This is a genomic window from Vibrio sp. DW001 (genome assembly GCF_029016285.1).
Taxonomy (GTDB): Bacteria; Pseudomonadota; Gammaproteobacteria; order Enterobacterales; family Vibrionaceae; genus Vibrio.
The window spans coordinates 2,410,524-2,436,270 of sequence record NZ_CP091975.1; the positions used below are offsets into that span (position 1 = coordinate 2,410,524).

Below are 25,747 nucleotides of genomic sequence, written 5' to 3' on the forward strand. Positions count from 1 at the left end.
TAAGTCAAAAACCTAGATATGGAATACTCATACGTTGCTCGTCAACCAATATTAGACACTGAAAAAAACACCGTCGCTTATGAGCTTCTTTTTCGGGATGGCCCTAGAAACTCCTTTCCCGAAATTGAACCAGAAAAAGCGACCAACAGACTGCTTTCAGATCAGTTCTTAGGCTCAGAGTATCGTGCAATTGGAGACAAACTAGGCTTTGTTAATTTCCCTTACGAAAGCTTGATTAATCAAGTACCTACTCTTTTTCCAAAAGATAAAATTGTTGTAGAAATATTAGAAAGTTGCAAGCCAACGGATGAACTACTTGCGGCTATTATTGCGCTTAAAAATAAAGGGTACAAACTTGCGTTAGATGACTTTGTCCCTAGCCCCGCTTGGAAGCGTTTTCTTCCTCATATCCAGATTATAAAATTTGATATTCAGATTGTTCCTATCATTAAAGCCAAAAAATTCATTGAACGCTTAAAAGGTTCAAAGATAGAGTTTCTCGCAGAAAAGGTCGAAACATACCAGGAATATCAGGACGCGATAGCGGCCGGTTTTACCTATTTCCAAGGCTACTTCTTTAGTCGGCCAGAGATGATCCAGCAGAAATCGATCAAGCCCTCGATTCTGACGGTGGTTCAGCTTTGCAAGGCCATTGCCACAGAAGAGGTCAACTACACTGAAATAGAACGAATTGTGGCCGCAGATGTGACGTTATCTTACAAACTGCTACGTTATGTTAACTCCTCCGCCCTTCTGTCTTCTCAGATTCAATCGTTTCGCCAAGCACTCGCGTATTTGGGCGAAGGAAAATTAAGAAAATTTGTTTCGCTTGTTGCGATTGCTTCAACAGAAGCATCCAAACCTGAGTCGTTATATAGTTTATCTATACAGCGTGCTAGATATTGCGAACTCATTACTCTATGTGCAGACAGAAAAGATCAATCTAGCCAAGCTTTTTTAACGGGTATATTCTCACTACTCGACTCTTTGCTCGATCAATCTTTAGAAACGATTGTTGATTCCATACCAATTGATGATGCCATTAAAAATGCGCTGCTATCTCACGAAGGTGAACTAGGCAATATACTGAAACTCGCTATTGCTTATGAGCACGCTGATTGGGAAACTGTAAATGACATAAGTGATCTTTTACAGATTGATAAAGAGTGCCTTGCAGAGAGTTATGGGCAAGCAATAGAATGGACTGAAGAGCTATTTAGTAAGCCCAGTTAATTATCACACTATTTTATTTTCCTGAAAGCCTCTTGTCTTAAAGAGGCTTTTTGTTATTTGGGAGTACACATGTCTCACTGCCCTTGTGGAAGCACCAAGCCTTATAGTGATTGCTGTAAACTTATACACGACAACCATGCTTTAGCGGTCATACCTGAGCAGCTTATGCGCGCGCGATATAGCGCCCATACGTTGAAACTTATTGATTTTGTTATTAAAACTTATCATTCAAGCTGCAACGCCGAAGGCGAAAAAAAAGACATTGTAGAATCAGTGGTTATGGACTGGCAAAGGTTAGAAATAATTGAAGCGCCGCTTCCAAAAGACAACACGGGGTTCGTCGAGTTTAAAGCCTATCTGTTAGATCAAGGTGTAGAACATTGCATGCACGAACGCTCTCGTTTCATAAAGGAGCAAGGCTACTGGTATTATATTGATGGGGAGTTTCCAGCAGAACATACTGAGAAGGTAGGTCGCAATGACCCCTGTGTATGTGGAAGTGGTAAAAAATTCAAGAAGTGCTGCGGGTAATGTGCCCGTCCGGCGAATAGTAATCTTAGTCAATAACTGCTCCCGTCCCCTCAGATAACAAACCCGTTATTTGAGGGGACGAGAATAAATCTCTTTTTAAAGGCGAAAACCGTAGACGTAGTGTTATTTATGTCTTTCTTTCAGCTTATTAATCACATCGTTCATAGATAAACCTTGGTCTTGTAAAAGCACCAATAAATGATAGATAAGATCGGCTGATTCACAGACTAATTCTGCCTTGTCACCCGACGTTGCCGCAAGCGCGACTTCAACGCCTTCTTCGCCCACTTTCTGCGATATACGTTTGGTACCACGGGCATATAAACTGGCGGTATATGAGGAATCAGGATCGGCATCTTTACGAGCAGCCAACAGAGATTCAAGTTGATGAAGCCACACCAATTGTGACGCCTCTTGCTGATCCGCATCAAAACATGTCGTCGTGCCAGTATGGCATGTAGGCCCAATAGGGTTCACCAACACAAGCAAGGTATCGTTATCACAGTCTAATGAGATAGTTTTAAGCTGCAGTACGTTGCCTGACGTTTCGCCTTTGGTCCAAAGACGAGATTTCGTTCTGGAGAAAAAAGTAACCTGTTCTGTCTCCAACGTTTTCTCTAGCGCTTCTGGATTCATGTACCCCATCATGAGCACTTGGCTAGATTGAAAATCTTGCACAATAGCGGGCACTAACCCTTCTACCTTTTCCCAATCAATTCGATCAACCAAGCTTTTCGGTTTATTCTCTACTGCACTGCTCATAATCGTATCTCCACGCCTTCTTGTTTTAGATATTTTTTTAGCTCACCAATATTGATGACTTGTTTGTGGAACACAGAGGCCGCTAAAGCTCCATCTACATTGGTTTTCTTATAAGCCTCAGCAAAATGCGCCATCGTGCCCGCACCACCAGACGCGATAAGAGGGACATGGCAAACTTCACGGACCATATTAAGCTGATCGATATCATACCCGTTGCGAACACCATCTTGATTCATCATATTCAATACGATTTCACCCGCGCCACGTTTCTGTACTTCTTGTACCCAATCACGTGTTTCCCAATGCGTTGCTTTTGTGCGCTCTTCATCACCCGTAAACTGATAAACCTGGTACTTACCCGTTTCAGCATCGAAATATGAGTCAATACCAACCACAATACACTGAACACCAAATTTATCTGCTAGGTTGGTGATAAGCTCTGGATTAGCTAATGCTGGCGAGTTAATAGAGACTTTGTCAGCACCGAACTCAAGTATACGCGACGCATCTTCAGCGGACTTAATACCACCGGCCACGCAAAACGGAATATCGATCACTTCTGCAACCCTTGCTACCCAACTTTTGTCAACGACACGGCCGTCAGATGAGGCGGTGATATCATAGAATACCAATTCATCTGCTCCTTCTTCAGCATACCGCTGAGCAAGAGGGACTATATCGCCAATAATTTCATGGTTACGGAATTGAACCCCTTTAACCACTTGACCACCCCGAACATCTAAACAAGGAATTATTCGCTTTGCCAACATTGAAACGCCTCCTCAGCAGTAAACTTACCATCTAGTAGCGCACGACCAACAATAACACCGGCAACACCGGTGCCTTTTAATTCTTCGATATCGGCTAAACTTCCTATACCACCTGACGATTGGAATTGAACCTGCGGATAGAGTTTACATAGGTCAACATACAGTTCAACGTTAGAACCCGCTAAGGTTCCATCACGAGATATATCAGTACAGAGTACATGCTTCAATCCAACCGTCAGATAATCGTCAATCAGAGCTTCAATCGTGACACCCGAATCTTCCTGCCATCCGGATATCGCCACTTTACGTGTGCCTTCTTGGTCGATATTAATATCTAATGCGAGAACTATTTTCTCTGCACTATATTTCTCCATCCAGCCTTTTACCATCTCTGGTTGTTTTACTGCCGTAGAACCCACAACTACACGTTGTGCGCCAGCATCCAATAGACCGACAACATCTTTTTCCGTTCTAACGCCACCACCAATTTGTACGTTGGCGGGTGTACTTGCAATCAAGGTCGCAATGAGATCGAGTTGGCGTGCATTAATATCTTTGGCACCAGTAAGGTCAACAAGGTGCAACCAGTTAGCCCCAGCTTGATGGTAAAGATTGAACTGTTCTGCAGGATCAATCTTATATTCAGTTACCTGACCATAATCCCCTTGAAATAGCCGAACCACTTGGCCTTCAATTAAATCGAGTGCTGGAATAATCACAACAAAATCCTTTTCTTTTTATCTGTTTCTAACATTTAGAATCTACGCTTCTCTAAAAGATAAGTTCTAAGAAATTCTTTATCAATCGAGAACCCGCTTTACTAGAACGTTCCGGATGAAACTGCACACCGTAGTAATTGCCATTTTGTACTGCCGCGGTAAATGGGTTACCGTAATCACAACGAGCAATCGTGTCTTCACCAACAGGCATGGCGTAGCTGTGCACAAAATAGAAATATTCATCTTCTTCAATACCATCGAACAAAGGATTACCCTTTTGGGCCGTCACGGTATTCCAACCCATATGCGGTAGCGGAAGATCACCAGTATCCATTAAGCGGACTTCACCGTCGCAAAGCGATAAGCACTCTACTATCTCGTTACCAACAGACCCTTTTTCGTAGGAGAGTTTGCCAAGTAACTGCATACCTAGGCAGATTCCAAGTAAAGGCTTCTCAACTTGTTTCACAAGCGCAATTAGATCTCGTTCGGCGAGATTTTTCATTGCTTCGCTTGCCGTTCCTACTCCGGGTAGAAACAGCTTATCTGCCGCTAAAACAACACTAGGATCCTTTGAAATCGTCACAGGATAACCTAGGCGTTCAATCGCAAACTTAACCGATGATACGTTGGCACATCCGGTGTCGATAATAACTACTTTCTGGTTCATCAAAGCCTCCTTCTCCATCAGAGTACGCCTTTACTGCTAGGAAGCTCATTACCTTCCACCTTAATAGCCTGGCGTAAAGTCCGTCCAAACGCTTTAAACAAGCTTTCTATAATGTGATGGTCATTGTCACCAGAAGACGATAGATGAAGTGTGCATGCCAGAGTGTCGGTTAATGAACGGAAGAAGTGTTCCACCATTTCTGTTGAAAGGTCCCCGACCAATTCACGACCAAATTCGGCTTCAAATTTTAGATAAGGTCTTCCAGAAAGATCTAACGCACATTGCGCCAAACACTCATCCATAGGCAGGCTAAATCCGAAACGACCAATTCCACGTTTTTCTCCAAGCGCTTCTTTCAATGCTTGGCCCAATGCTAAGGCCGTATCTTCGACGGAATGATGGTCGTCGATATGCAAGTCACCATCCACACTCACTTGCATTTGGAAGGCACCGTGGGTCGCAATTTGGTCTAGCATATGGTCAAAGAACCCAAGCCCCGTCGAGATCTTATTTCCGCCTTGAACATCAAGATTAACCGCGACAGAAATATCGGTTTCTTTTGTCGTTCGAACCACTTTGGCTACACGCTCATTCACGGTTAAATCACGTAGAATGTCGAGCCACCCCATCGTATCGGGATTATATTGTATTCCGCGAATAGCCATATTTTCAGCAAGTTGAAGGTCGGTTTCACGATCACCTATAACGGCCGACGTTTTAAAATTCACTTTTCCCGCTTGCAGGTATTCTTTTACCATGCCCAATTTCGGTTTACGGCAGGTACAGTTATCTTCTTCAAAGTGCGGACAGAGCAATACATCGTCGAATTTCACGCCTTGAGATTCAAAGATCTCCATCATCATGTTATGCGGTGCGTCAAATTCTTCTTGAGGATAGCTCACCGTCCCTAACCCATCTTGGTTGGTTACCATCACCAATCGATACCCTGCATCTTGCAGCGCCAAAAGGCTCGAAATAACATACGGTTCGAACTTTAATTTATCTAACCGATCAACCTGAAAATCAGTTGGTGGCTCAACAATTAAGGTGCCATCTCGATCAATAAATAGAATTTTTTGTTGGTTACTCACTTCGCTATCCTTATACAGTGCGTTCTTCCAGTTGTTTTTTAATGAAGTTGGCGGTTTTTTCGCACTCTTCCCTATTGCCAATACTTACTCTAATGCAGTCTTTGATTGGCGAGTTACGCAAAATAATACCGTTATCCCACGCGCTCTTAAACAACGCGTCGCCATCGGAGCATTGAACGAGTAGATAGTTGCCCAAGCCTTGGTAGACGGTCATTCCTTTTATTGAAGACAAACCTTGTTCTAAATAAGCTCGGTTATCATTGAGTTCACTCACCTGATGTCGAGCTCTAATTAGGCCAGCTTCAGAAAGGGCCTGACACGCGATGTCAGCGACAGGGATGGGAACAGGATACGGAGCAATAACCTTCAGTAACACATCAATGAGCGGCTTATTGGCCAGCGTAAAACCACATCTTAACCCAGCGAGAGCAAATGCTTTTGACAATGTCCGCAGAATGGCGAGATTTTCATACTTATCGAGTAGATCTTTGGTTGATGCTTCTGGGCAGAAATCGATATAGGCTTCGTCCATCACGACAATGGCCTTATCCTTCGTCATTTCAAGCAGCGCGATAATATCTTCACGATCAATCAGGTTGCCTGTCGGATTATTGGGGCTACAAACAAAGACAAGTTTTACACCATCTAGATTTGCTTTTATGCCATCCAGATCTAGCTGCCAGTTAGATTTTGACGGGACAACTCTCCGTTCAACGCCCATCGTTTCTGCACTGATCGCATACATTCCATAAGTCGGTGGACAATACAAGATTGCGTCTTCTCCCGACTCACAAAAAGCCCTAACCAGCAGTTCGATGCCTTCATCAGCACCTCGTGACGTTAATACTTGTTCAGGTTGAACACCTGCATAGTTCGCGTAAGCGTCAATCAATTCTTGTGGCTGACAACTGCTATAGCGGTTGAGCCGATCAAAAGTGATGTGGTATTGGTTATCAAACGGTGACTCGTTGGCATTTAACCAAACATCGCCACTCCCACCAATTTTTCTGGCTGAGAGATAAGGGGTAAGTTCTTGAACTTGCTTCCTCGCGAGCTTTTCCATCTATTACTCTCCTTTCGCCAGCGCTTCTATACGAATCGTCACTGCACGTTTATGTGCATCTAACCCTTCAGCTTCCGCCATTGTAACAACCGTAGATGCGAGTCCCTTCAATCCGTCTGCCGAGAGCTCTTGAACCGTCATCCGCTTAGAGAAATCAGCCAACCCCAAACTGGAATACGTGCGGGTATAACCATAAGTAGGAAGAACATGGTTAGTACCAGAAGCATAATCACCCACAGACTCTGGAGACCAATCTCCTAAGAAGATCGAACCAGCGTTATCTAATAGAGGCAATAGCTCTCTTGGGTATCGGGTTTGAACGATAAGGTGTTCAGGGCCGTAAGCATTCGAGATTGACACGCACTGCGGAATCGAATCTGCAATAACAATGACGCTGGAACCGAGTGCTTTTTCCGCAATATCGGCTCGCGAAAGCTGTTTTAACTGAGCCTGTACAGCATCGGCCACTTTGTCCGCTATAACCGGTGAAGGTGTCAGCAATATAACCTGAGAATCCGGTCCATGTTCTGCTTGGCTCAATAAATCCGCCGCGACAAACTCTGGATTAGCCGTCTCATCGGCGATAACAAGAACTTCAGAGGGTCCCGCTGGCATATCAATGGCGGCTCCGCGAAAGTCATTGCTAACTTGGCGTTTTGCCTCAGTAACATAAGCATTACCTGGGCCAAAAATCTTCTCTACTTTTGAAACCGTTTCGGTTCCGTAAGCCATTGCCGCAATCGCTTGGCCGCCGCCTACATTGTACACTTCATCTATTTTACACAACTTAGCAACGTATAAAATTTCGTCGGCAATAGGTGGTGGCGAGCAGAGTACAACCTGACGACAACCCGCTATTTGTGAAGGAACGCCCAACATAAGTACCGTCGATGGTAATGGCGCACTTCCACCTGGGATATACAAACCAACCTTATTGATTGGCCTTGTTAACAACTCACAAACGACGCCCGGTTGTGTTTCAACCTTAAGTGGGAGTGGCTTTTGTGCTTTATGGAAAACAGAAATATTTTTATACGCTTGTCCAAGCGCTTCTTTCATTTTCTCTGAAAGCCTCTCCGAGGCCGCCTCTATTTCTTCGCTAGAAACACGAATGGACGCCGGCGTCACTCCATCAAATTTTTGCGTAAGTTCTACCAGTGCTTTATCACCCTCAGAACGGACTTTTTTGATTACGCCTTGCACTGTCGCCGTAATATTTGCGCCTTCGGCAATTGCCGGACGCTCTAAAACTGAGTCTTGCTGCGATTCACTTAAAGATTGCCAAACAACAGTCTTCATCACTTACTCCATCATTTTTTCGATTGGAAGAACAAGAATTGAACTCGCGCCGAGTTCTTTAAGCTGTTCCATCGTTTCCCAAAATAGATTTTCTGTACTCACTAAGTGTACGGCTACTCGGTTTGTTTCTGCGGCAAGGGGTAACACCGTTGGGTTTTCCGCTCCGGGTAAAAGTGCTTTTATCGCTTCTAACTGATCGGTAGGCGCATGTAGCATGATGTACTTCGACTCTTTTGCTTGAATCACACCTTGCATACGAGTGAGTAGCTTATTGATAAGTGCTTCTTTATCTTCGTCAAATTCACCTGCACGTTGAATCAATGTTGCTTTAGAGCGGAAAATAACTTCGGCTTCTTTCAGTCCATTCGCTTCTAACGTTGCTCCGGTTGAAACAAGATCAGCAATCGCATCCGCCAGACCCGCGCGAGGCGCCACTTCTACAGACCCTTGTAAATTACAAGTGCTGAAATCAACACCCTGCTCATCCATAAAGGCTTTTAGAAGGTGTGGATAGGTGGTGGCAATACGCTTTCCATTGAGGTCTTGCGGACCGTTGTATTGTTCATCTTGATTAATAGCAATGGACAATCGACAACCACCAAAATCTAAACGGCGAAGAGCAACAAATTCACTAGGTTCACCTAAAGCGACTCTGTCTAAGCGGACTTCTTCTAGCTCATTTTCACCGATAAAACCAAGGTCAACTACACCATCCATGACCAACCCAGGGATATCATCATCACGCACCAGTAGTAAATCGATAGGCATATTTTCTGTATGGACAACTAAACGCTCACCCATCAAATTAAACTTAGCACCACACTTTTTAAGCAGTTCTTGGCATTCTTTACTTAGGCGGCCTTTTTTCTGGATGGCAATTCTGAGTCGTTGTGTTTGCATTATTCTATTCCCTGTCTGAATATTCGTTATTTTTTTAAATTCTGATTTCGCTTTGTATTACAAATTACTGGCGCGATTTTGTGCATAAATACGTTGAAACATCTAAAACCAAAAAACCCTCGGGGCTTTTATTTCCCGAGGGTTCGAATCTTTGATTTGACCTCCGGGATTTATTATCTCCCGGGTATGCGTACACCGCCCGAAAGACTACTCAGGATGATGGTGATGATGAATGTTCATTACAAATATACGCATAATTTCTTAGTTCCTTTCGCTTATAAACACACTAACTAAGCTCGATTCAATTTTCAACCTAAAAATGTGTTTTTTTTTTACGCATTTTGCATCTGTTGGTTTTTTGCTTTAGATATCGTCGACAATACGAAGCAGGCAATCACGAATGCAATAGAGGCAGTTGCGAATGACGTTGCGACAGAATTCGTTAACCCAAGAACAACAAAACCGACACTAGAGACAAGCGCGACAGTAATGGCATAAGGCAATTGAGTCGCAACATGATCGATATGATTACAACGAGCCCCCGTAGATGACAATATAGTCGTATCTGAAATCGGTGAACAGTGATCACCGAAGACTGAACCTGCCAAAACAGCACTCAGCATAGGCAACATCATTGTTAAGTCTGTCGCACCTGCCATATCGCCTGCTATCGGTAACATTATTCCAAACGTTCCCCATGATGTTCCAGTAGAGAACGCCATTAACCCAGACAATAAAAATAAAATGACAGGCAACCAGTGGACGCTAATATTGCCTTGAATTAAAGAAGACAAATAGGCCCCTGTTTTCATGTCGCCGATAACCGAACCTATCGACCATGCAAAAATCAATATTAATATAGCGCTAAACATAGATTTAGCACCAATCCAAACTGTATTGGCAATATCGGCTATCGGTAATTTTTGTTTGAAGACGGTAAATAATGCAACAATTAATCCGGCTAAGCCACCATATACAAGCGAGCGACCAACATCGGTATTTTCAAATGCCCCTAGCAATGAAAACATTTTACCATCAGCTTCTAATGCCGTGCTTCCGGTATATATCATCGACACAACCGTTGCGAAAATCAAAAATAGAATAGGAAGGACTAAATCAGACACTTTTCCATATTCACTTTCTACGATAGCGAGCTCTTCATTTAATTCTAGAGCTTCAGGACTACCGTCATCAGACGTGAATTTATTGTTTAAGGACGCTTCATGTTCATGTTTACTCATTGCACCAATGTCTAATTGAAACCATGCAACAGCAAACACCATCAATAATGCAAATACCGCATAAAAATTCATTGGTACTAAACGTAAATAGGCACCCAAAGCTGAATATTCAGTTAACCCATGGCTTACTAGAATACCGCTGATAATAGTCATTATATACGCGCCCCAACTAGAGACAGGCATTAATACACACATAGGTGCTGCGGTTGAATCTAAAATATAGGCCAACTTTGCCCGTGACACATTGTAACGATCGGTGACAGGGCGTGATATCGCGCCAACAGCAAGGCTATTGAAATAATCATCGACAAATATAAATACGCCTAAAAAGGCCGCGAGCAATTGTGAACCACGTTTACTTTTCACTCGTGTTTGAGCCCAAAGAGCGAACGCTCTAGTGCCTCCTGACAGAGTTAATAACGCGGTCATCATTCCAAGGATGATTAAAAAGGCAACAATACTCATATTCCAAGTATTAATACCGCCATCCTCGACAAATACACCTTTGACCGTAGTGCCTATATAGCTAAAGGAGTTTAATATGGAATAGTCCGCAAGGAGTAAGGCGCCTAATACAATACCAATACCCAAGGAAACTAATACACGGCGGGTAACGACAGCAAGGCCTAAAGCCATTAAAGGTGGTAATAACGATAAGGGTGACGAAGCAAAGTCTACTAAATTCATGATCTACAAAACCGATTGGTTAGAGATCTACTGCAGAATTAACATGTAAAATGTGGATATGTTAATGATAAGTGAAAGAAAACCAACAGTTTCCCAACCCACAGTAGCGCTCCATAGTTAATAAAAAATACACTATGGCAGTGTCGTAATTATTAAATACGACCCCAGCAAGCGGCTTGATAAACGCACTCACTTCGGCAATAACTCCTTTCTAGGCTATTCATTGGCATCACCCCAATAGAATGTACTGATAGTTATTGCTCCTCTACCTCAGTAAACAGCTAGGTTATAAAGAAAAACTCTTATATAAACCTAGAAACTGAATAAGGTGCGCGCAATTGTACGGATTTGACCATCTTTTGCAACATAAAAAGCCGTCACAATTCATTTCATTCGATAGATATGTCCATAGAATCCAATACGGTTGATATACACTGCTTTTTAAACGGTTACGTAATAATGTCAGAGAATTGTCAAAATATCAGTTCATCGAATTGGAAATATGAGGTCAATTTACAAAAATTTATATTATTATGTCGCGAGATTAGTACGATATATATAATTTAATTCTAAATAATTTGGTATTATTTAATTTGACTGTTATTATTGTGGTGTTTAATAATAATCAAATGGAAGTAAACATGTCAGAACTTACAAAAACGCTGCTCAATATTCGTAGTCTGCGTGCCTTTGCTCGCGAATTAACTTTTGAGCAATTAGAAGAAGCCCTAGAAAAACTTACCGTCGTTGTTGAAGAACGTCGTTCAGCAGCAGACGAAGAAAAAGCAGCTTTAGCGGAAAGAGAAGCTAAGCTAGCTGAATATGCTCAGATGATTGCAAAAGATGGCATTGATGTTGAAGATTTAATTTCTGCGTTATCTGGCGAAACCAAAACAAAAACTCGTAAGAAGCGCGAACCTCGCCCAGCTAAATATAAATATGTTGATACAAATGGCGAAGAAAAAACTTGGACAGGGCAAGGTAGAACACCTTCTACTATCCAATCGCAGCTTGATGCTGGTAAACCTTTAGATGATTTCCTAATCTAAAGTAAATGAATTAAATTATTAAGAGCTCCTTATGGAGCTCTTTTTTTATCATTCTATTAATACAACAACTATTATCTCTCCCAATACGCTTCCTCTAAACTATCTTCGCGCTCAGGTAATCCTCTTGATAATCGGGGGGAATGTTGTACTAATACTTCATAGCTCGCTCTGTTTGAATATTTACACACTTGAGAGAACGAGGAATACGTTAAATAAGGGTATTGATGCTTACTTGAATTTGGCACATTTTCTTTATGATATCTATTTGCAGCCATATCATGCAACAACGCAGAAAGCGCAGCGTCCCCTGCTCCATTCGTATTCTTAATTTTTTCAGGTCCTCCCATATAAGGCGCAATATGAGAGTAAACCTTGATTGGTGACTCACACGCATCCATAATGGTTGGTCGACTAAACTCGTATTCGTTGAACTCGGCGATAGCGCCAGGCAGCAACGGCAACGTAGTTGGTCTCTTAGCACTATCTTCCGTATAACCAGCCATAAACAGTCCTACAGGGCCCGCAGTACACAATACTAAGTCAACCCAATCCAATGCCTTGTCTGCGGCTAACAGAGGGTCTCCGTTACCGGTGAGCGCTTCTGCTTCGTCTTCGTTCATCGCCACAACTGATACATGGTCGTTTAAAAACTGTTGCCAAAATAGTGGGTCATCTTGAATAACAAATTTTGTACCAAGAGTAAGCACCACAGGGACATGATATTTTTTGGCGTACTCTATAGCGCGCATTGTTGCGTCCGGCATCGGGTCGCCTTCTTTACAACGAACCAGATATGCCGTTAAGACCAGGGCAGAAGCATTTTCAAAAATCGATTCAGGGATGCTATCAGGACGTAATTGATTCATCTGTCCCTCACTGATGGCGAAGGTCCTTTCGCCATTGTCCGATATCAACGCAAAACAGCGTCCTATCGCACCCGTGACCGATTGGAGGTAGTTAAGGTCCATACGGCTAGAGGTATTACACAAATAGCGATAGCCATAGCTGCCAATTTCAATGTCTTTACTCATCACTCCCAACAGGGTCGACTTGTCATCAGCAAGAACGGAATAGTTATGTAGCGTATTTCCTATGGTTCCGCCCGCAAACTCATTACTTATCAGCTCATCGCGTTTTAGTTGCTGATAAAGTGCTTCCGCTGTTTCGTCATCAATAACCAGAGAATGACCTTTACTGAGACCATATTTTTCGATGAAATGATCGGGCACTCGAGCTTCGATATCCACTAATGTCTGATCAATCCCAATGATATGCGTTCTTGTCATCCTTTTATTAGTTTGTACTTGAGTCACTAAAGGATCGCGCGCATTAACGGGAAAATAGTGTTTAGATTTGCGTTGACCGGGAAATTTCATAGAAAGGTTCTGCTGCTAGTAAGGGCGTATGTCCAATTCTAGCCTTTGTTATTTGTAACAGCAATATGACGGTAAAAAGCAAACGTTTTCGTATTGGGAATAATATTCAGACAACAAAAAACCGCCAATAACAAATTATTGGCGGTTTTTTGTTGTCTGAATAAAGGATTATTCTTGGTCAATCATCCATCTACGGAATTCTTTACGCTCGGCTTTAGAGGCTTTTAGATACCAAGCTTTTAGTTGATCGAGGTTAACACCATCGTTAGGTAAGTTTCCTTTTGAAGCACTGTCATGTCCAGCAGAACTTCCTGCCGCAACGGTTGTTGCTGCAACTGCCGCTAATTCCGCTTTCGCTGTGATTTCAGCTTCGCTACCGAAGAAGATGGCGTTGTTCTGGTTGTGTTCCACAACAAGTTCTTGCACATCTTGATATGGCATAAAGCCATCTTTACCTTCGAGTTTCTGGTAGGTATATTCTACATCCCCATTCGAATCGACCAATTTCATTTTTGGTACGCCTTCAAAATGTCGTGTTGCCCATTCGTAATTATTCATTTGAGGTGCAATAATTTCTAGGTCTTGTCCATTGGATTCAAACATCATTATGAATGGGGCAGAGTCAAACACTTTCTTACTTGAACCTTTTCCGAGCCGCGCAGATACTCTTACTACCACCTGAGTAAACCCGTCCTTTAGTTCAAAGGGGCCACTCCAAGATTCAGGTTCTTGTTCATTTATTACCAAAATCCGTATATTTTTACCTGGGATCAACTCAGCTGACGATACGGCACCTGATAGCACTAAACCAATTAGCACATAGAATATGCGTTTCATATTATTCCTTAATTTATTCAAACACTAAAATTGTCATTCCGCTTCATGATACCGATTCTACGTAGTAGAGCCAAGCCCGTAGACGGTATTTATTCACGCAATAAAAAAACCACCCTATGGGTGGTTTTTTTGGATTCTATTTGAAACTAAAGTTTCAGATTAGAATTCTACTTTAGCGCCTACAGCATAGCCAACTTCGCTATCATCTAGGTCGTTGCCGCCAATTTCAGCGTAAAGCGTTGTAGCTGGAGCAATTGCATAACCTGCGTTAACGAAGTAGTTAGTTGAGTCGAGGATAACAACGCCATCGCTATCAGTAACACCAACTTCAACATCAACCCAATCAACACCTGCAGAAAGTGTTACTTTCTGAATAGTGTAGTCAGCAGTAATAGCTACTGTGTTAGCTGTATCTTCTACATCGTAGTAAGCAAGGCCAACATTAGCAGCAGCAAACGCGTAGCTTGCTTCTAGAGCAAAAGTATCTTGGTCAGCTTTGTTTGAAGTGCCGTAGTAACCCATTAGGTCGAAGCCTGCCATTGTTACACCAGCTTTCATATCGAACAAATCAGCTTTTGTGTCATCAGAACGTTGGTCATCACGGTATGCAGCTGATACGTAGAACATGTCGCTAGAGTAATCCCAACGTACAGTTTCGTCGCCACAAACGTCAGCTTGTTCAACTGTAGTAGTAGTACCAAACTGGAAATCATTACCAAGACCTAGGTCATCACCGATGCTACATAAGTCACCGACTTTGAACGAACCCGCAGATGCAGTATAGAATGCAAAGTAAACGTCACCCATGTTTGAGCTGCCGCTTTGAGTAGTGCCGCCGTCGTCACCTTGGAATTCCCAGTAACCACCAACAGAAAGCTCATCACTTACTGCGTAGCGAACGTCAAATTTAATGTCTGCATCTTGGATTTCTTGCTGTACGTGTGAGTTGTCTGCTGTACCTTTAAGATAAACAACTTCTAGGTCGCCGCCGATGTTAACTGTAGCGCCATCATTGTTGTAAACTTCAACTCCTGCGTTAGCTGCCGTTGACGCAAGAAGTACTGATAATGCTAATAGAGTCTTTTTCATAGTAAACCACTGCCTTTTCTTAAGAAAATTTAGGAAATCCTTTTTTGGTTTCCTTTTTTTATTTTATTGGTGACAACGTTTTACCAAATTGGCTAGCCGTCATCACCACTAAATTTCGAAACCTAGATTGCAAAAGAAATCGCCTCATGTCAAACACCTAAAAAAATAAAAATAAAAATACATAAATTAATATAAAACAACAGGTTAGCATTAATTTCATTCAGTAAAGTAATTATTTACACTACCATTCGCATCAAATTCATACCGACTCCAATAGGATGTATATGGTTGATAATATCGAATAAAATTAAAATAATAGCTTTTTACAATATAAATATCCGGAAAATATAAAATATTAGCATTTTATATTACATCACATTCCTCTAACGTAGCATCTAAGAAGGTTCAGTTTTTTTTTGTGAGCTTGATCTAGTTTTAGTCAGAAAAGAACTAAATTTGTGATTCAAATCTCCTGACAAACACGATAAATAGCCAATAAAAATAAATTCTTATCTAAATAAAATGGGTAATAATAGCGTCACATTAATATGCTTCGTGATAGTTCTCACATATTCTTGAGCAATAGAGCCAAGGACTTGGCTGTGCTAAACTGCGCCATTCTCAAAAGTTGGCCGTGTTATGCATAATCCTAAAGTCCAAAAATCGATTCGCGATAGCTATCAAAACCTACAACACCAATTAGATGATTTCGTTCCTAGACGAGCACAAAACTATTTGGTTGCAGAAATAGCGAAAACGTTGTCAGGGGACTACCATAAAAAAAATCGTATAATAGTGGCGGAAGCAGGAACAGGAATAGGCAAATCCCTCGCCTATTTGATGGCAGCGATCCCATGCGCTGTGTTGAACAATCGAAAGATAGTTATCTCTACTGCAACTGTGGCGCTACAGGAACAACTTTTAGACAAAGACTTGCCTCTTTTTAGACGCATTACCAATTTAGAGTTCTCATTTGTCCTCGCAAAAGGCAGACAACGCTATTGCTGTGCAGAAAAACTGGCCACCGCATGTGGCGCAGATGGTGCAGATGGCGGGCAGCTTGCTATTTTTGAAACCAAGCCAAAGAAAAAAGACATTGAATTGCTAGAAGCTATGCACCGCGCACTGATGGAAGGTAAATGGGACGGTGATAGAGATGCGTGGCCAAAGCCAATTAAAGATGAGATTTGGCTGACCATTGTCAGCGATAAGCATAGCTGCAATAACGGCTTACCTGTCCATAGAGGATGTCCATTTCAAAAAGCGCGCGCTGAACTTGACAAGAATGACGTCATTATCGCTAACCATAGTTTGGTCATGGCGGATATCGAGCTTGGTGGAGGTGTCATTCTTTCAGAACCTGACAATACTATTTATATCTTCGATGAAGCCCACCACCTACCGAAAGTGGCTAGAGACCACTCGTCTGCCGCCGCAAGTTTGAAAGGTGCGGCCATTTGGTTAGAAAAACTGAATCAGTCTTCAAGCAAATTTACCAGCTTGGCCGACGAAAAGCGCGTCAATCGCTTTCGTAATGAATTGCAAGATTCAGTACAAGAGCTAGTACCTGCTTTAACGCAATTAAGTAAACAGTTTGATGCGACTCAATTCGAAGACAAAGCCTATCGATTTGAACACGGTGACTTACCTCAGTGGTTAGAGCTGCAATCCAAGGAATTGAAGCTTTTGTCAGGTAAGGCCAGCCTAGCCCTTGGAAAAATAGCCGACCTTATAGCCGAAAGGCTTAAAGACGGTGAGCTTTCTAATAAAATTGCGGAACCGACATTAGCGGAGATCGGCTTTTATAGTCAACGATTAGAAAACTTGGCTAAGGTGTGGCATTTAATGGCCGAACCTAAAAAAGAAAAAGGCGCTCCATTAGTTAAATGGTTAGAACTAAGCCCAGATAGAGAAGGAGACTTCATTGTAAACGTTTCACCGTTGGAGGTCGGCTGGCAATTAGATCAACAAATATGGAGTCGATGTGTCGGTGCGGTACTGACTTCAGCTACAATCCGCGCGCTGAACTCTTTTGATTTTTTCTGTCGTCAAGCGGGTGTAAGCGCAAAGAAAGAAGATGGTGTACAGTTTTTAGCTTTGGCTTCGCCATTTAATTATCAAGATAATGCTGTGCTACTTATACCCGCGATGAAATATGAACCGCAGGCTCCTGAGTTTACCGAGTACTTAGCGGAGCTTCTGCCAAGCTTAGTAATAGAAGACAAAGCGAACCTAATTCTATTTGCTTCATACTGGCAGATGAAACAAGTCACCGAAATTGTCTCCGCTCACTTTAAAAAGAAGGGTTGGACGCTGCAGGTTCAGGGACAATCGTCAAGAACAGAGATTCTAAATAAACATAAAACACTGATACAGTGCGGCAAAACAAGTGTGTTGTTTGGTACAAGCAGTTTTTCAGAAGGTCTCGATTTACCTGGTAACCTGCTTGAGAACCTTATCATTACCAAAATTCCCTTCGCGGTTCCGACCTCGCCGGTGGAGCAAGCCCATTCAGAATATATTGAAAGTCGGGGTGGTAATCCTTTTATGCAGATATCCGTGCCAGAAGCCAGCAAAAAACTCATTCAATCCGTTGGCCGTTTACTGCGTAAAGAACAAGATTCTGGTAGAGTTATCATTCTTGATCGAAGAGTGGTGAGTAAACGATACGGAAAACTATTGCTCGACGCATTACCCCCATTTAAACGAACTATTGAATAAAAATTGTTTAAAGTAATTTGACTAAAGTCAGGTACCGGAAAATTTATGGAAATGTTGGAACCAACCATGTTGGTTATTTTGGCTTTGGTTGCATTCGCCGCCGGATTTATAGATGCAGTAGCAGGTGGCGGTGGCATGTTAACCGTACCGGCCTTGCTTTCAATTGGGCTACCACCTCACATTGCTTTAGGGACGAATAAACTCGCGGCAACCTTTGCCTCTTCAACCGCTGCGGTCACTTTTTATCGAAAGCGGCTCTTTACGCCAGAACTATGGAAGCACGCCTTTTATTCAACCTTAATCGGCGCGACAATCGGTACGCTTGTTGTCGATGCGTTGAGTACTGAGTGGCTAGAAAAAGCATTACCCGTGATCATTTTGGCAACCGCTATCTATACCATTTGGCATAAAACGCCCGAGGCAAACGAAAACGTATTACCAAAGCCTAGTAAGAGATTGAATAAAGTCCAGTGGATACAAGGATTAACCTTGGGGTTTTATGACGGTGTAGCAGGACCCGGAACGGGTGCATTTTGGATAGTCAGCAGCATGGCGATTTATCGTATGAATATACTGCTCTCTTCTGGCCTTTCAAAAGCAATGAACTTTACAAGTAACTTCACATCGCTCGTCACCTTTGCTTTCTTGGGACACATTAATTGGGTCTTAGGCCTAACCATGGGTGTCTGTCTAATGGCTGGCGCTTTTGTTGGGGCTCACTCCGCCATCCGCTTCGGTGCGACGTTTATTCGGCCCGTGTTTGTTACTGTTGTCAGTATTCTCTCCATTAAACTTGGTTATGATGCGTGGTTTGCCGATTTGTCGGTTAGCTGAATGTCACTTTCAGATATCGGTATAGCATTGCATGAATGAGTTCAGTCGAATTAAAACCGTTTTAGATGATCTTGCAAACACAGCCAAGAAATTGGACGTCCAACGCGGCGTCCAGCCTAGAGCGCTTTTTGACGACAAGTTGTTCCGCTGTCGATCACGACTGCTCTCACCTTGTGTACAAGAGGCTCTAGCCACATTCAAAACGATACTGGGTAAAAATGAATCATATATTAATGGAGAGAAAGCACTTACCCCTAGGCAAGCTGAATACTTGACTGAACAACTGCTCGATCAGATAAGTGCAATATCTCGAGAGATCTCCACCAATCTTCGCCCAGGAAATGCATCAACACAGCGTCTGTCACTCAAGAGACTTCAACAGAACCTGATACAACATCAGGAGTGGGAACATCGTCTGCGAACGTTAGTCGATGAAAAACAAAACATAGTCAACACAGCGGCAACCGAAGATAAACACGCGGCCGACGTCGTATTCAATACGGCGAGAGATCGTCTAATTCGTTGCCAACACTCTAGAGAAGAGATAGAAGAACAGATAGCTAAATTAAAGGACTTTACATGACCATTGCTAACAACAACGATATCGATACCGCTCCTAAAGAGATAAAACTGGCAGTGGATCTTATCTATCTGCTAGAAAGTAATGAGGTTGACCCTGTTGTGGCGCTACAGGCTATCAACATAGTCAAACGAGACCTAGAAAAACGTGTCGAACTCATGGGAGATTCATCGACGTAAAGTTATGCTACGTTATTCAACACTCAAATAGCGACTTAGCTCAACCCCTGTCAGTGCACTAAAGCCCCTAATCGCAGTTTCAACTAGCTCGTTAGTCATGAACTCATCAGGGATAATACCACCTTCTATCCACAGACCATCCAAAACAGCATTGCAGGCAATGCTTAACTGACGCAATTCTTTGTCCGTTGTCTCTCTGGACTCTTCAGAAAACACATCGGCTATCAACTGTTGGATATGGTTCCGCAGCAAGTGGTAGGTTTTTTTGTGGCTTTCGCGCATCGGTTGATTATGAAACAAAAGCTGAAAAAATCCAGCCCATATCGCTATCACCTGCGCATCAATAATGGGCGGTCTAACCGAGGCTTGTACAAACATCGCCAAGCGTTTTTTTGCTGAAGAGTAATGGCCATTCGACCCACGAGCAGCAACGTCAATCAGATTAGTCATATGCTTTTCGTAAGCCGCGATGATCAGCTCATCTTTGCTTTTAAAATGATAACGAATCAACCCTTGTGTCACTTTCGCCTCTTCTGCAATCGAGCGAACTGTCGCCGCCTTCACGCCATCAGATGCTATTACCCTAAGGGTCGCATCAACCAACTCTGTTTTACGATTGATAGACATCTCTTTTCTTGGTACTCGGCGTTTCTCATTCATCGGATCAACTCGTTCAACATTTCTCGGCGTAGTATAAACAATGACACGGCTAGGTACGCTTATTTATTGTTATTTTCTACATCGTTATCAAATAAAAAACACAAGAGCCATTACGAATAGCTCGGATGGCGGCGATCTAAATACCAAAAACCTAAAGTGATTATCCCAGCAATCACCAAATACAGCAGAGCTAATAAAATTAAAGGCTCGTACACAATAAAAGTCTCCTGTCTGATCCTTGAGAAGACCGCATAGACATCAACAAACGATATCGTTGCCACCAGTGGGGTCGCTTTGAGTTGCAAGATAACCTCACCATTTAATGTCGGTAGCACCCTTTGTATCGCTCGCGGCAACCAGATTCGTCGAAAGACCATATAGGGATGCATCCCCATAGCATAAGCCGCTTCCAATTCACCTTTTGGCACTTCCTTAAGCGCCCCTCTCATGACCTCCCCTTCATAGCCAGCAAAAGAGATCGTCAGTACGATAAATGCGTATGGCCATACCTCCGTTAAGTACGGCCACATCCAACTCTGCCGTATTCCCGGGATATAAGGGAAGAGAGATCCCAACCCATAATACAAAAGCCATAGCTGAAGCAGTAAAGGTGTTCCACGAATAATAGTGCAAAAACTTCGGGCAAACCATGCCAGTGGCTTAGGGCCGGAAACCTGAGCCAAACCAAGCAAAACGGCGAAGACAAAACCGAATATGATTGTGCTCACCAACAGCATAATGGTTTTCCATAAGCCGTTGAGTATATCCGCACTATAGTTCGTCAACCAGTGCCAGTTCAGACCAAAAATAGCCGCAAAAACCAGTATTAAACCGAGCAAAATAAGGACAATACGATGAGGGATCATTATGTTAAGCATATTTCACCCCCCGATTAAGTCGCTTTTCAAGGTAGTTAAATAGAACATTAGAGAGCAATGTAACAATGAGATACAACAAGCCAGCCGCGAACAAAAAGAGGAAATAACTTTTAGTGGCCCCGGCCGCTTGACGAGCCGCCAACGTCAACTCAGTAAACCCAACCACCGCCAATAACGCCGTGTCTTTGGTCGCAATCAACCATAGATTAGAAAGGCCTGGCAACGCATTCGGCAACATTTCAGGGATCGTAATCCGATAGAAGGTAACAAAAGGGTGCATACCAAAACTTTCCGCGGCTTCAATATGCCCTGTAGGGATCGCATTCATGGCACCTCTTATTACTTCTGTCGCATAGGCTCCTTGTACAATGGTAATCACCAGTACACCAGCGGAAAATTTATTGATTTCTATCTTTTCTGCGCCAAAAACGGAAAGCAACTGATTGATGAGATCCGGTAGAGCAAAATAAACCAATAAAATTAATACAAGCTCCGGCACGGCGCGTATCACGGTGGTATAGATGGTCACCAGATCAGCCACAAGGACATTACCGCGGCGTTTAGCATTGGCGGCAAACATGCCAATAATCAGTCCGAATAGATAACCAAGACTCGCAACCTGTAAAGAAACCAATAAACCATCCAGCAAATACCCCCCCCAACCGGGAGGAGGTATAGCAAGTAATTCATACCAACTCATGCTCTTATAATTTACCATCTACGTCTCCAAATTAGATCGACTGGCAAACTATTCACCATAGATATTAAATTCGAAGTATTTTTGAGTGATGCTATCGTAGATGCCATTCTTTCTGATCGCTTCAATGGCAGCATTGAGCGAGGCTTTTAGATCATCGTTGCCTTTTCTAAGTCCAAAACCAATTCCTTTGCCAAGCAGTGCTTCATCATGAGCAACGAGCCCGGCCGATGAACAACAAAGCGCACCTTCGCTTGATTTCAAAAAATCTTCTAATACTAAGGCGTCAGCTAAAGTGGCATCTATCCTTCCCGAGAATAGGTCTTGATTCGCTTCATCTTGAGTTTGATACTCTTTAATCGACGCAGATTTAAAGTGCTTCAAAGCATAAGACTGATGAACGGAACCCGATTGCACACCAATTTTATGGCCGGCCAAACTCTCAGGAGTCGATAGGATTTTACTATCTGCGGCAACCGCCAAACTTGCACCCGTTTGATAATATTTATCCGAGAAATCAATAATTTTACTTCTCTCTTCTGTTATCGATAGTGAAGCGGCAACAACATCTATTTTTTCAGCAACCAGCGAAGGGATAATTCCGTCCCAAGACGTAGCAACAATCTCACACTCTAGCTCTGCCTGATCGCACACCGCGTTTGCAATATCGATTTCCCAACCAGTGTAATTCCCTTCTGCGTTCGGCACAGAAAACGGGGGATACGCCTCGGTTGCAATACCGACTTTTATTGGTGCCGCGTTTGCTTGAGAGATCGCTAATCCTATTGAAACACACGATAAGAGAACTGTTTTTTTGATACTCATAATATTTCTTTCCTTGAAATGTTGTGATTGTAGAGTGAGTTATTAATAAATATTCTTTATAAACTGCTGTAAACGGGGTGATTGAGGTGATTTGAAGATCTGGTCCGGTGTACCTTGTTCTTCAATTTTTCCTTGGTCGAGGAAAATAATTCTATTAGCAACATCGGCAGCAAATTGCATTTCATGGGTGACGATGATCATAGTACGACCTTCATCCGCAAGCCCGGCCATAACAGATAAAACTTCGCCTACCAATTCAGGGTCCAAAGCAGATGTCGGTTCATCGAACAGCAATACCTCGGGGTCAACAGCCAATGCCCTAGCAATGGCCCCGCGCTGTTGTTGCCCTCCTGACAGAAATGAAGGGTAGCTATTTCGTTTCTCTAACAACCCCACTCTTTCCAGTAAGTCATGTGCTTTATCCCTTGCCTGAGCCTTCGACTGTCCCAGCACATGTACGGGGGCTTCCATGATATTTTGTTCGAGTGTCATATGAGGCCAAAGGTTGAAACTTTGGAAAACCATTGCAAGTTTGGTTCGTATCCAACGGAGTTGTTTTTTATCCAACACATCTAATGATTCACCCTTGGACGGTTTGAATAGCACCTCCTCTCCAAGTAGCCTCATGGATCCAACCGATTGCGGCGTTTCAAGTAAATTCAAGCAGCGCAATGTGGTCGATTTCCCTGATCCACTTCCTCCTATCAGGGCAATGACTTCGCCTTTATTCGCATGTAAATCAATGCCTTTTAGCACTTCAATACGATTAAACGATTTATGCAAATCCTTTACTTCAATAACAGGACCTTTGCGCCTGTATCCATTTATCGACATCCATATCACCTATAATACTGCGCAAAACTATACGCTTGTATAACTTTATGCATCCGTATAGACTAAATGTCAATCTGTTTTTATTACTCGTTATACTAAGGAAAGATAAATGGCTAATTATGGTTGTCAGTTAATGGCTAAAAAAATGACACGCGTTTTGATGCGTCGTCCCGGTAAAAGCTTGTTGGAGGCGGACCCTGCATTATGGCACTACAATCACTTTTTTAACGCTGAAAAAGCGATCAAGGAATACGACCAGTTTGCCACGTTAATCAAACAAACTGGCGCAGAGATCGTATGGATTGAAGATCAAGGCGATGGCCTGTCTGACGCTATGTTTACTCGTGATGCATCGATCATCACCAAGGCCGGAGCCGTACCATTAAAAATGGGTAAACCACTCCGAGCTGACGAGCCTCAGGTACACAGACAAGCTTACGAGCAAGCAGGCATTCCCATTCTGGGCGAACTGACTGGCGACGCGATGGTTGAAGGCGGTGACACCATTTGGCTTAATGAAAACACGTTGATCGTCGGGCTGGGTTTTCGTTCGAATAAAGAAGGGGTAAGGCAACTCAATGCGTTGCTAAATCCACATGACATCACAGTGCTTAGTTTTGATATGCCCTATTGGACGGGAGAAGAAGCTTGTCTCCATCTTATGTCCGTCATTTCACCACTGACTGAAACCAAGTACCTTGTTCATCCGCCTTTGATTCCAGCATCATTGTGGACACTGCTAAAAGAGTCCAATATCGAGTTCGTTATCGCGCCTGCCGATGAGTTTGAAGCCTCATTTGGTCTTAACTTAAATGTACTTCCTACCTCTCCAGATCACTGCATCATGATCGATGGCTTCCCAAAAACAAAAAAAGTCATGGAAGAGAGCGGAGTGAACGTCACTGTATTTGAAGGTGACGCCCTATGTATGGCATGTGAAGGCGGACCAACCTGTTTAACGAACCCTATTCTTCGAGAATAATTCGACCAGATTAGGCGATATTACAGCGCTTAGAGCATCACCCTAATTAGGGTGTGCTCGTCTTTTGAGGTCATTTTGTAGCGATTTTTTGGCCATTTATGCAAGCAGAGATTATGTTTTCAACCACTATTGTCTAGGTATTTTCTGAGTGTTAACTTAAATAACGATTTAAAGGTGTTCTATTTTAGGAGAGTGCGCACATGATTAAGTACGTAGGAAGTACAAAAATAAGAGAGTATCACAAGGCAACTTGTCACTGTGGTTGTATCGAATTGGAGTTATATCTACCCAATGGAATCGAAAATCCACGGCGTTGTGATTGCTCTATTTGCCGCAGGAAAGGGGCCATCGTCGCGTCTGTTCAATTAGATCGAATTAAAATCATCAAAGGTGAGAAGCACCTAAAACTCTATCAGTTTAATACCAAGACAGCGAAGCATTACTTTTGCTCTAATTGTGGTATATACACGCACCACCAACGACGATCGAATCCAATGGAATACGGCTTTAATACTGGTTGTCTTGAAGGCGTTAACCCTTTTAAACTTGGTGAGATAGTGACGAAAGACGGAGTCCATCATCCAACAGATCGAGCTAACTGATATGGAAAATGTCATTCTCTACAGTGCCATTGGATCAAATAGTTCAGAGAGAGTTGAATGGGTATTAAATTTCAAAGGGATCACTTATTCTCGTGTCGAAGTCGAAAGCTCAGAGCTAAAGACTTCATTTCTAGCCATTAATCCATTCGGTTACGTTCCGGTAATATCTATCGATGGTTACCTTATTTCGGAATCTATCGCTATTATAGAGTGCGTAGAAGAATTGAACCCATCCCCTTCTATTCTAGGTAAGCATTGGGAAGAAAGCGCTTCAATACGAGAGATATGTGAATATGTAAACTCAACGATTCATGCTCCGCAGAATCGAACGGTTTTGAGCACCTTGCGACCAGAACTATCAGAATCGGCCAAGAAAGAATTTAGGGGGAATTGGATGACACATACGTTGGCTATTCTGTCATCAAGGCTTTGGCTCGTTTCAGACTATGCTGTTGGCGGTGATTTTTCATTAGCTGATATTTTTGTCGCAACCGTTTATAAAAAAGCACGCCAACATGGCGCAAAGCCAATACGAAAATTTGAACAACATTTAGACTGGTTACGTGGTCACAAACTGATTGCCGCATCTGAACCAAAATAAATACACAGGGTTTTTAACGTTTGCTCCTTCGTGTTAT

At 42.7% G+C, this 25,747-nt stretch carries 27 protein-coding genes, 1 riboswitch and 1 other annotated feature; of the genes, 10 read left to right on the top strand and 17 right to left on the bottom strand.

Going from position 1 to position 25,747, the window contains the following annotated elements:
- The first annotated feature begins 18 nt into the window (after positions 1–18).
- Both L3V77_RS10895 and L3V77_RS10900 read left to right on the top strand, forming a co-directional pair.
- The gene (locus tag L3V77_RS10895) at positions 19–1,233 is read left to right on the top strand and encodes an HDOD domain-containing protein (RefSeq protein WP_275134179.1); all 1,215 of its coding nucleotides are present in this window, start codon (positions 19–21) and stop codon (positions 1,231–1,233) included.
- Between the two features lie 69 nt (positions 1,234–1,302).
- Positions 1,303–1,764: a YchJ family protein gene (locus L3V77_RS10900; RefSeq protein ID WP_275134180.1), complete on the top strand. Its 462-nt coding sequence runs from the start codon at positions 1,303–1,305 to the stop codon at positions 1,762–1,764.
- Between the two features lie 123 nt (positions 1,765–1,887).
- Here the strand turns inward: L3V77_RS10900 and hisIE are convergent, their stop codons facing one another.
- From hisIE to L3V77_RS10945, 9 genes are all read right to left on the bottom strand, one after another.
- Complete coding sequence (gene hisIE, locus L3V77_RS10905; RefSeq protein WP_275134181.1) at positions 1,888–2,526, bottom strand: bifunctional phosphoribosyl-AMP cyclohydrolase/phosphoribosyl-ATP diphosphatase HisIE; 639 nt, start codon at positions 2,524–2,526, stop codon at positions 1,888–1,890.
- The gene (gene hisF / locus L3V77_RS10910; protein ID WP_275134182.1) at positions 2,523–3,296 is read right to left on the bottom strand and encodes an imidazole glycerol phosphate synthase subunit HisF; all 774 of its coding nucleotides are present in this window, start codon (positions 3,294–3,296) and stop codon (positions 2,523–2,525) included. The genes hisIE and hisF overlap by 4 nt, the downstream gene beginning before the upstream one ends.
- Positions 3,278–4,015 (bottom strand): 1-(5-phosphoribosyl)-5-[(5-phosphoribosylamino)methylideneamino]imidazole-4-carboxamide isomerase, encoded by a 738-nt coding sequence (gene hisA / locus L3V77_RS10915; protein ID WP_275134183.1) that lies wholly within the window; start codon positions 4,013–4,015, stop codon positions 3,278–3,280. The genes hisF and hisA overlap by 19 nt, the downstream gene beginning before the upstream one ends.
- 52 nt (positions 4,016–4,067) lie before the next feature.
- Entirely contained in the window at positions 4,068–4,688 is a 621-nt protein-coding gene (hisH, locus tag L3V77_RS10920) for an imidazole glycerol phosphate synthase subunit HisH (RefSeq protein ID WP_275136751.1), read from the bottom strand.
- A 14-nt stretch (positions 4,689–4,702) separates the two neighbouring features.
- On the bottom strand, positions 4,703–5,776 hold the full coding sequence (gene hisB / locus L3V77_RS10925; protein WP_275134184.1) for a bifunctional histidinol-phosphatase/imidazoleglycerol-phosphate dehydratase HisB: 1,074 nt from the start codon (positions 5,774–5,776) through the stop codon (positions 4,703–4,705).
- A gap of 10 nt (positions 5,777–5,786) precedes the next feature.
- On the bottom strand, positions 5,787–6,839 hold the full coding sequence (hisC, locus tag L3V77_RS10930; protein ID WP_275134185.1) for a histidinol-phosphate transaminase: 1,053 nt from the start codon (positions 6,837–6,839) through the stop codon (positions 5,787–5,789).
- Positions 6,840–6,842: 3 nt separating this feature from the next.
- Positions 6,843–8,138, bottom strand: a complete 1,296-nt coding sequence (gene hisD, locus L3V77_RS10935) for a histidinol dehydrogenase (RefSeq protein ID WP_275134186.1) — start codon at positions 8,136–8,138, stop codon at positions 6,843–6,845.
- 3 nt (positions 8,139–8,141) lie between these two features.
- Positions 8,142–9,038 (bottom strand): ATP phosphoribosyltransferase, encoded by an 897-nt coding sequence (gene hisG / locus L3V77_RS10940; protein WP_275134187.1) that lies wholly within the window; start codon positions 9,036–9,038, stop codon positions 8,142–8,144.
- Positions 9,039–9,148: 110 nt separating this feature from the next.
- Positions 9,149–9,270 (bottom strand) — a sequence feature (His leader region).
- A gap of 100 nt (positions 9,271–9,370) precedes the next feature.
- On the bottom strand, positions 9,371–10,966 hold the full coding sequence (locus L3V77_RS10945; protein WP_275134188.1) for a Na+/H+ antiporter NhaC family protein: 1,596 nt from the start codon (positions 10,964–10,966) through the stop codon (positions 9,371–9,373).
- Between the two features lie 96 nt (positions 10,967–11,062).
- A riboswitch (Lysine riboswitch) is annotated at positions 11,063–11,242 on the bottom strand.
- A 365-nt stretch (positions 11,243–11,607) separates the two neighbouring features.
- Between L3V77_RS10945 and L3V77_RS10950 the strand changes: the two genes are divergently transcribed.
- On the top strand, positions 11,608–12,015 hold the full coding sequence (locus L3V77_RS10950; protein WP_195703731.1) for an H-NS family nucleoid-associated regulatory protein: 408 nt from the start codon (positions 11,608–11,610) through the stop codon (positions 12,013–12,015).
- Between the two features lie 71 nt (positions 12,016–12,086).
- On the opposite strand, the gene L3V77_RS10955 is transcribed toward L3V77_RS10950, so the two are convergent.
- The 3 genes from L3V77_RS10955 to L3V77_RS10965 form a co-directional block, all read right to left on the bottom strand.
- Entirely contained in the window at positions 12,087–13,391 is a 1,305-nt protein-coding gene (locus L3V77_RS10955; RefSeq protein ID WP_275134189.1) for an inosine/guanosine kinase, read from the bottom strand.
- A 168-nt stretch (positions 13,392–13,559) separates the two neighbouring features.
- On the bottom strand, positions 13,560–14,228 hold the full coding sequence (locus tag L3V77_RS10960) for a DUF2057 family protein (RefSeq protein WP_275134190.1): 669 nt from the start codon (positions 14,226–14,228) through the stop codon (positions 13,560–13,562).
- Positions 14,229–14,387: 159 nt separating this feature from the next.
- Positions 14,388–15,317 (bottom strand): porin, encoded by a 930-nt coding sequence (locus tag L3V77_RS10965; protein ID WP_275134191.1) that lies wholly within the window; start codon positions 15,315–15,317, stop codon positions 14,388–14,390.
- Positions 15,318–15,956: 639 nt separating this feature from the next.
- On the opposite strand from L3V77_RS10965, the gene dinG reads away from it, so the two are divergent.
- The 4 genes from dinG to rsmS are packed head-to-tail and all read left to right on the top strand — an operon-like array spanning position 15,957 to position 19,631.
- Positions 15,957–18,038 carry an ATP-dependent DNA helicase DinG gene (gene dinG / locus L3V77_RS10970; protein ID WP_275134192.1) on the top strand — a complete coding sequence of 694 codons (2,082 nt, stop codon included), beginning with the start codon at positions 15,957–15,959 and terminating at the stop codon, positions 18,036–18,038.
- Positions 18,039–18,083: 45 nt separating this feature from the next.
- Entirely contained in the window at positions 18,084–18,872 is a 789-nt protein-coding gene (locus L3V77_RS10975) for a TSUP family transporter (RefSeq protein WP_275134193.1), read from the top strand.
- 31 nt (positions 18,873–18,903) lie between these two features.
- Positions 18,904–19,455, top strand: a complete 552-nt coding sequence (locus L3V77_RS10980; RefSeq protein WP_275134194.1) for a primosomal replication protein — start codon at positions 18,904–18,906, stop codon at positions 19,453–19,455.
- On the top strand, positions 19,452–19,631 hold the full coding sequence (gene rsmS, locus L3V77_RS10985) for a pleiotropic regulatory protein RsmS (RefSeq protein ID WP_275134195.1): 180 nt from the start codon (positions 19,452–19,454) through the stop codon (positions 19,629–19,631). Before L3V77_RS10980 ends, rsmS begins: the two co-directional genes overlap by 4 nt.
- A gap of 12 nt (positions 19,632–19,643) precedes the next feature.
- Here the strand turns inward: rsmS and L3V77_RS10990 are convergent, their stop codons facing one another.
- The 5 genes from L3V77_RS10990 to L3V77_RS11010 form a co-directional block, all read right to left on the bottom strand.
- Positions 19,644–20,291 carry a TetR family transcriptional regulator gene (locus L3V77_RS10990; RefSeq protein WP_275134196.1) on the bottom strand — a complete coding sequence of 216 codons (648 nt, stop codon included), beginning with the start codon at positions 20,289–20,291 and terminating at the stop codon, positions 19,644–19,646.
- A gap of 110 nt (positions 20,292–20,401) precedes the next feature.
- Entirely contained in the window at positions 20,402–21,169 is a 768-nt protein-coding gene (locus L3V77_RS10995) for an ABC transporter permease subunit (RefSeq protein ID WP_275134197.1), read from the bottom strand.
- The gene (locus tag L3V77_RS11000; protein ID WP_275134198.1) at positions 21,162–21,887 is read right to left on the bottom strand and encodes an ABC transporter permease; all 726 of its coding nucleotides are present in this window, start codon (positions 21,885–21,887) and stop codon (positions 21,162–21,164) included. The genes L3V77_RS10995 and L3V77_RS11000 overlap by 8 nt, the downstream gene beginning before the upstream one ends.
- A 30-nt stretch (positions 21,888–21,917) precedes the next feature.
- Complete coding sequence (locus tag L3V77_RS11005) at positions 21,918–22,691, bottom strand: transporter substrate-binding domain-containing protein (RefSeq protein ID WP_275134199.1); 774 nt, start codon at positions 22,689–22,691, stop codon at positions 21,918–21,920.
- A 42-nt stretch (positions 22,692–22,733) separates the two neighbouring features.
- The gene (locus tag L3V77_RS11010) at positions 22,734–23,525 is read right to left on the bottom strand and encodes an ATP-binding cassette domain-containing protein (RefSeq protein WP_275134200.1); all 792 of its coding nucleotides are present in this window, start codon (positions 23,523–23,525) and stop codon (positions 22,734–22,736) included.
- 109 nt (positions 23,526–23,634) lie between these two features.
- On the opposite strand from L3V77_RS11010, the gene L3V77_RS11015 reads away from it, so the two are divergent.
- The 3 genes from L3V77_RS11015 to L3V77_RS11025 all read left to right on the top strand — a co-directional run bounded on the left by L3V77_RS11015 (position 23,635) and on the right by L3V77_RS11025 (position 25,710).
- Positions 23,635–24,507, top strand: coding sequence for an arginine deiminase family protein (locus tag L3V77_RS11015; protein ID WP_275134201.1), 873 nt, complete (start codon positions 23,635–23,637; stop codon positions 24,505–24,507).
- A gap of 203 nt (positions 24,508–24,710) precedes the next feature.
- Positions 24,711–25,109, top strand: coding sequence for a GFA family protein (locus L3V77_RS11020; protein ID WP_275136752.1), 399 nt, complete (start codon positions 24,711–24,713; stop codon positions 25,107–25,109).
- A gap of 1 nt (position 25,110) precedes the next feature.
- Positions 25,111–25,710, top strand: a complete 600-nt coding sequence (locus L3V77_RS11025; protein ID WP_275134202.1) for a glutathione S-transferase N-terminal domain-containing protein — start codon at positions 25,111–25,113, stop codon at positions 25,708–25,710.
- Positions 25,711–25,747: the final 37 nt, after the last annotated feature.